We start from the raw sequence: 5,315 nt of genomic DNA, 5'->3' as shown, positions 1-5,315 counted from the left end.
ATTTTTAGGATTTCCCAAGAATGTTTTGTTTTTTTGCAGAAAAGCTATCCACTCATCCATGCACACCGAACGAAAAATTATCCACATTGATATGGACGCGTTCTATGCGTCGGTCGAACAGCGCGACCACCCGGAACTACGCGGCAAGCCCATCGCCGTAGGACATGCTGAAAAACGGGGAGTGGTAGCTGCCGCCAGCTATGAAGCCCGTAAGTTTGGCGTACGTTCGGCCATGTCTTCACAAAAAGCAAAAAAACTGTGCCCACAACTGATTTTTGTAGAAGGACGAATGGATGTTTACCAAAGTGTGTCGGCACAAATACATGAAATATTCCATGAATATACCGACCTCGTGGAGCCCATTTCATTGGACGAAGCTTTTCTTGATGTAACGGAGAACAAAAAGGGTATTTCTCTGGCTGTAGATATTGCCAAAGAAATTAAACAACGCATCTGGAAAGACCTTCATTTAATAGCCTCAGCAGGCATATCCTATAACAAATTCCTCGCCAAAATTGCCTCCGACTACAGAAAACCTGACGGACTTTGCACCATCCATCCCCACCAAGCAGATGAATTTATCCGCAGATTACCCATTGAAGCCTTCTGGGGAGTAGGTCCCATCACGGCCAAAAAGATGCATACCTTAGGTATTTATAACGGAGAGACACTACGTAAATGCTCGTTGGAAATGCTGCAACGGCAGTTCGGGAAAAACGGATTAATCTATTTCAATTTTGCCCGTGGCATGGACGACCGTCCGGTAAAAGCTGTACGCATTCGCAAATCTATCGGCTGTGAACATACATTGGAAAAAGACCTTTCGGCAGAAATGTCACTCATCATCGAGCTGTATCATGTGGCACGCGAACTCATCGACCGGCTAAAGGCCAAGGATTTCAAAGGAAATACCCTCACCCTGAAAGTGAAGTTCGACGATTTTTCTCAAATTACCCGTAGCGTAAGTGTGGAACGGCCGCTCCAACGCCTGGACGACGTTCTTCCACTGGCCAAACGGCTTCTGAAAGGAGTGGACTACAGTCAACATCCTATCCGTTTGCTGGGATTGTCCATATCCAACCCTAAAGAGAACTCCCCAGAAAAGGCACCCCATCCTTCACCAGTACAACTCGAACTAGATTTTGGAAAAGAGTAAAATTAAAAATCTGCAAGTATAGTTAATTATTGCTGTCCGATAAAAATTTTACATAGAATAAAATTAGGGCTGACTTCATTTGCGATGTCAGCCCATTTTATGTATTCGCAAAATGTTTATTGCTGTCCAATAAAAATTAATATTACTTTGTTATAGCTTCAGTAGCAAATCCATATGTCTTTCACATCGGAAACCTATGTTTTTCCTTTGGGAAATATAGGTTTCTGCTACTGAAAACATCATTTCCCAAGAAGTGTTTACTAGATTATGCCAATAGGATTATAAATTGTGAATGCAACTACTTATCAAGAAACCAGAATAGATACAAAAAGGGCGGTGAAACATCCATTCCACCGCCTCTTCGTTTATACTCAATTGCATATTAATGCGTATGTACAATCTCTGTAGGAGCCATCTCTGCATTACGCTTTTCTGTCTGCGTCACCACATTGCGTGCCAGCTCCATAAAGGCCATACCGGTCATGGAGTTTTCGTCTAAGGCAGCAGGTGTTCCTGCATCGCCACTCTCGCAGATGCTCTGTACGATAGGAATCTGTCCGAGTAAGGGTACATTCAACTCTTCTGCCAGACGCTTGGTTCCTTCCTTACCAAACAGGTAATATTTGTTTTCCGGAAGTTCAGCCGGAGTAAACCAGGCCATGTTTTCCACCAGACCGAGAATAGGCACATTTACTTTGTCGTTGGTGTACATGTTGATACCTTTACGCGCATCGGCCAATGCCACCTGCTGCGGCGTGCTGACAATCACGGTTCCCGTAATGGCCAGTGTCTGCAACAAAGTCAGGTGAATATCGCTGGTGCCCGGAGGAGTATCCAATACGAAATAATCCAAATCGCCCCAATTGGCATCTGCCACCAACTGTTTCAAAGCATTACTGGCCATACCTCCACGCCAGAGTGTAGCCTGATCTGGGTCTACAAAAAAACCAATGGAAAGCAACTTAATGCCGTATTTCTCTACCGGTACAATCAAATCGCGTCCGCCCACTTCTTCTGCATACGGACGGGCGTCTTCCACCTGAAACATCTTCGGCACAGAAGGACCGAAAATATCGGCATCCAACAAGCCTACTTTATAGCCCAACTTAGACAGAGCCACAGCCAAATTGGCGGCCACGGTAGACTTTCCTACTCCTCCCTTTCCAGAAGATACCGCAATCACATTCTTTACCTGCGGTAACATTTTGCCCGGTTCCGGACGAGCAGCCTGTTTGCTTTCAGTAGCAATCGTTACTTCTACCTCTTTCGATACATACGTATGGATTGCGGTTTCGGCCGACTTGACCACCGACTTCATAAACGGGTCGGTCGGTTTCTCAAAAATCAGCGAGAAACTCACCTTCATACCGTCAATGCGAAGATTGTCGGCCACCATCTCCGCTTCTACAATGTTTTTTCCGTTACCCGGATAACGCACCGTGGCCAGTGCGTCCATAATCAATTTCGGATAAAGTGTCATATCTTTTTTCAGTTTTGAATCATTTGCTTGTTTTCAGTCCGCTGCGCTTGCTTCGGTTATAGCTCCGGTAATCGTCCAGCTCAATCTCCACATCCGGTTCCTGCAATTCACCGTCCTGTGGCAGGTGGAACTGGATGTACTTGATATTCAGTCCGCGGTCCAGCCACTGCTGTTCGTAATAGGTACGGATACTGAGAATATCATCGTCCATACCGGAATGATACAAATCGTCTGTAATAAATTCTACCGGAAAATGATTGGTTTCAATCATGTACTTCGTATAGGTAAACATGAAATTACTGTCCGTCTTCAGGTGTACCAGTCCGTCCGGTACCAAGAAACGACGGTAACGGTTCATAAAATAGGTAGATGTCAGTCGCTTAGTCGCTTTTTTCATCTGAGGGTCCGAGAAAGTCAGCCAAATTTCACTCACCTCTCCCGGGGCAAAGAAACGGTCAATTATCTCAATGTTCGTCCGCAGGAAAGCCGCATTCTTCAATCCTTCATTCAATGCTTCCGTAGCTCCAGTCCACATACGTGCACCTTTTATATCTACTCCAATAAAGTTCTTGTCGGGATAGCGACGTGCCAGCCCCACGGTATATTCCCCACGTCCGCACCCCAGTTCGAGCACAATCGGATGGTCGTTTTTGAAGAAATCACGGTTCCAGTTGCCTCTCATCCCGAATGGCACATCATCCACCACCGAATACGGATATTCAAACACATGCGGATATTCCGCCATATCTGCGAATTTCGCTAATTTTCCTTTTCCCATACTTTTGTGAAACGTTTCCTTAAATCGGTGCAAAGGTAAAGTTTTTCAATGTAACACACAACTTTGACCCAAATTACCCTCCCAAAATGGAAACGGAAAAAGAAATTCGCGTTAATATAACAAAACTGGAATTATGAAAAAAAATATCTTTTGGATAATACTTTTTTTACTGGCAAACGGATGCACAAACGAACCAGCCGAAACCCAATACCCGACATCAGCCATTAAAGGCAGAGAAATAGGATGTTTCAAATCTCCCTCACGCAGCAGCCTTGATGAAGCGAACGAAACATTACCCACAGGAAGTACCATGACATTTTACAGTCAAGGAGGGATTCATGCCGATGAGCTTCTGTTCTCTTACAACGGGACAATCTGGGAAGGAGAGACTCACCCAAGATGGGAAGACGTACACCAAGAAGCCATTACGATGTCTTATTGCCCTCCCTTATACCGAAACCATCAGTCCTTTTATCAGGAAGGTACTTTATGCGACCAGCTTTATGCCCAAACTACCACCGCATACGGAAATGACATTTATTTATCTTTCCAGCACTTGTTTGCACGCATTATTTTTAATGTGTCTGACCAGCTTAACCTTTTGATCAACCAAATTGAATTTATCCCTTCTTCTTCTGTAATAAGTATCATACCTGAGTCTGGAGAAATATCCTGTCAAAACTCAACCACGTCTATACTTATGGAAAGAAACGAAAAAGGAACATACACTTTTCTAATTCCTCCCACCACCCTGTCTATCACGATACGCATTCATACCACCACAGGAGAAATTCATGAAAGCCTGCTGGACGAATATCCTTTTACTTCCGGCCACGAATATACTTGCCCCATAAAACGAGCAGGTGAAAATCCAGGTATTTCCACCGTAGAAGATTTTATAGCCTTCACCCATCTAATCAATGGAGAGAGCTATGGGAACAGAACCCTGGAGGAATTTGGCGAAAAGACAGGAGAAACCACCACTTATTACCTGCTAAACGACTTGACCTTCACTTCTGAAGAATCAGCCCAAATCAAAATGATTGGAATGTATGGAACAAGTAGTACCTCACAAAAAAGACTGTTCAATGATGTGTTCGATGGACAAGGACACAGCTTGAACTCCTTACAATATACCCATCCAACCAGCGGCTATTATTATTCCGGACTTTTCAGCGGAATATCCAGCAGTGCAACTATCAGAAATCTAATCATTAACCAAGCTGTCTACAATAATCCAGACGATACCAACAAATCATCATTCCTAGCTGGTATCAACAAAGGGAAAATAGAAAACTGCATCATACGCAATTGTGAAATTGAACAGATTGATGAAAAAAACGAATTTGGAAGCATTTCTTCCCGAAACGAAGGAAGTATCATAAATTGCCATATAGACAATATTAATCTAAAAATCAAGACGATTTATGGTAATGGTATTACACGCTACAATTACGAAGGGAAAATAATGAACTGTGCTGTTACCAATTGCAAATTCAATAAAGTACAATTGGGAGGAGGACTTATTTGTAACAGAACACGGAACGGAGATATACAAAATTGCTATATCGCAGGGAGTACAAGCAATACAAGCAAATGCAATGCCATCAGTCTGGTAGCAGAAGAATCAAACACGATTCGTTGCTGTTTCTATCCACAAGCCTATACGAAGGCTCCAGTTGGTACTAACTATACTAGTTCTCCTTCTGATTCCCTCATGAAATACGGTAGCCAACAGGCCATTACAGAAGATAATTTGTTTCAAGTCCTAAATCAATGGGCACTAGGTAACGGAGCCCAATTATACCCTGAATATTCCTTCTGCTTGTGGAAAAAAGGAGAAAGCTTGCCCGCCGTACTTGTATCCCCATAATTTTTCTAAAAATAAAAAGAAAGTATCC

4 protein-coding genes are annotated in these 5,315 nt (G+C 43.3%); 2 read left to right on the top strand and 2 right to left on the bottom strand.

The features are described 5' to 3' along the window. Positions 1 to 58: 58 nt before the first annotated feature. Positions 59 to 1,156, top strand: coding sequence for a DNA polymerase IV (dinB, locus tag ACMJ0U_RS10530; RefSeq protein WP_417129881.1), 1,098 nt, complete (start codon positions 59 to 61; stop codon positions 1,154 to 1,156). Positions 1,157 to 1,538: 382 nt separating this feature from the next. Here dinB and ACMJ0U_RS10525 read toward each other — a convergent pair whose 3' ends face one another. Beyond that, positions 1,539 to 2,636, bottom strand: a complete 1,098-nt coding sequence (locus ACMJ0U_RS10525; RefSeq protein ID WP_417129880.1) for a P-loop NTPase — start codon at positions 2,634 to 2,636, stop codon at positions 1,539 to 1,541. A gap of 19 nt (positions 2,637 to 2,655) precedes the next feature. Beyond that, positions 2,656 to 3,414 (bottom strand): tRNA (guanosine(46)-N7)-methyltransferase TrmB, encoded by a 759-nt coding sequence (gene trmB / locus ACMJ0U_RS10520; protein WP_417129879.1) that lies wholly within the window; start codon positions 3,412 to 3,414, stop codon positions 2,656 to 2,658. Positions 3,415 to 3,547: 133 nt separating this feature from the next. Between trmB and ACMJ0U_RS10515 the strand changes: the two genes are divergently transcribed. Next, on the top strand, positions 3,548 to 5,287 hold the full coding sequence (locus tag ACMJ0U_RS10515; protein WP_417129878.1) for a fimbrillin family protein: 1,740 nt from the start codon (positions 3,548 to 3,550) through the stop codon (positions 5,285 to 5,287). Positions 5,288 to 5,315 lie beyond the last annotated feature (28 nt).

The organism is Phocaeicola sp. (assembly GCF_048170425.1).
In the GTDB taxonomy this organism is placed as follows: domain Bacteria; phylum Bacteroidota; class Bacteroidia; order Bacteroidales; family Bacteroidaceae; genus Phocaeicola.
This window is presented reverse-complemented; position numbering and strand designations above follow the sequence as displayed.

Coding starts and splice junctions, on each gene's coding strand:
- dinB (WP_417129881.1), top strand. CDS start 59: ATGCACACCGAACGAAAAATTATCCACATTGATATGGACGCGTTCTAT.
- ACMJ0U_RS10525 (WP_417129880.1), bottom strand. CDS start 2,636: ATGACACTTTATCCGAAATTGATTATGGACGCACTGGCCACGGTGCGT.
- trmB (WP_417129879.1), bottom strand. CDS start 3,414: ATGGGAAAAGGAAAATTAGCGAAATTCGCAGATATGGCGGAATATCCG.
- ACMJ0U_RS10515 (WP_417129878.1), top strand. CDS start 3,548: ATGAAAAAAAATATCTTTTGGATAATACTTTTTTTACTGGCAAACGGA.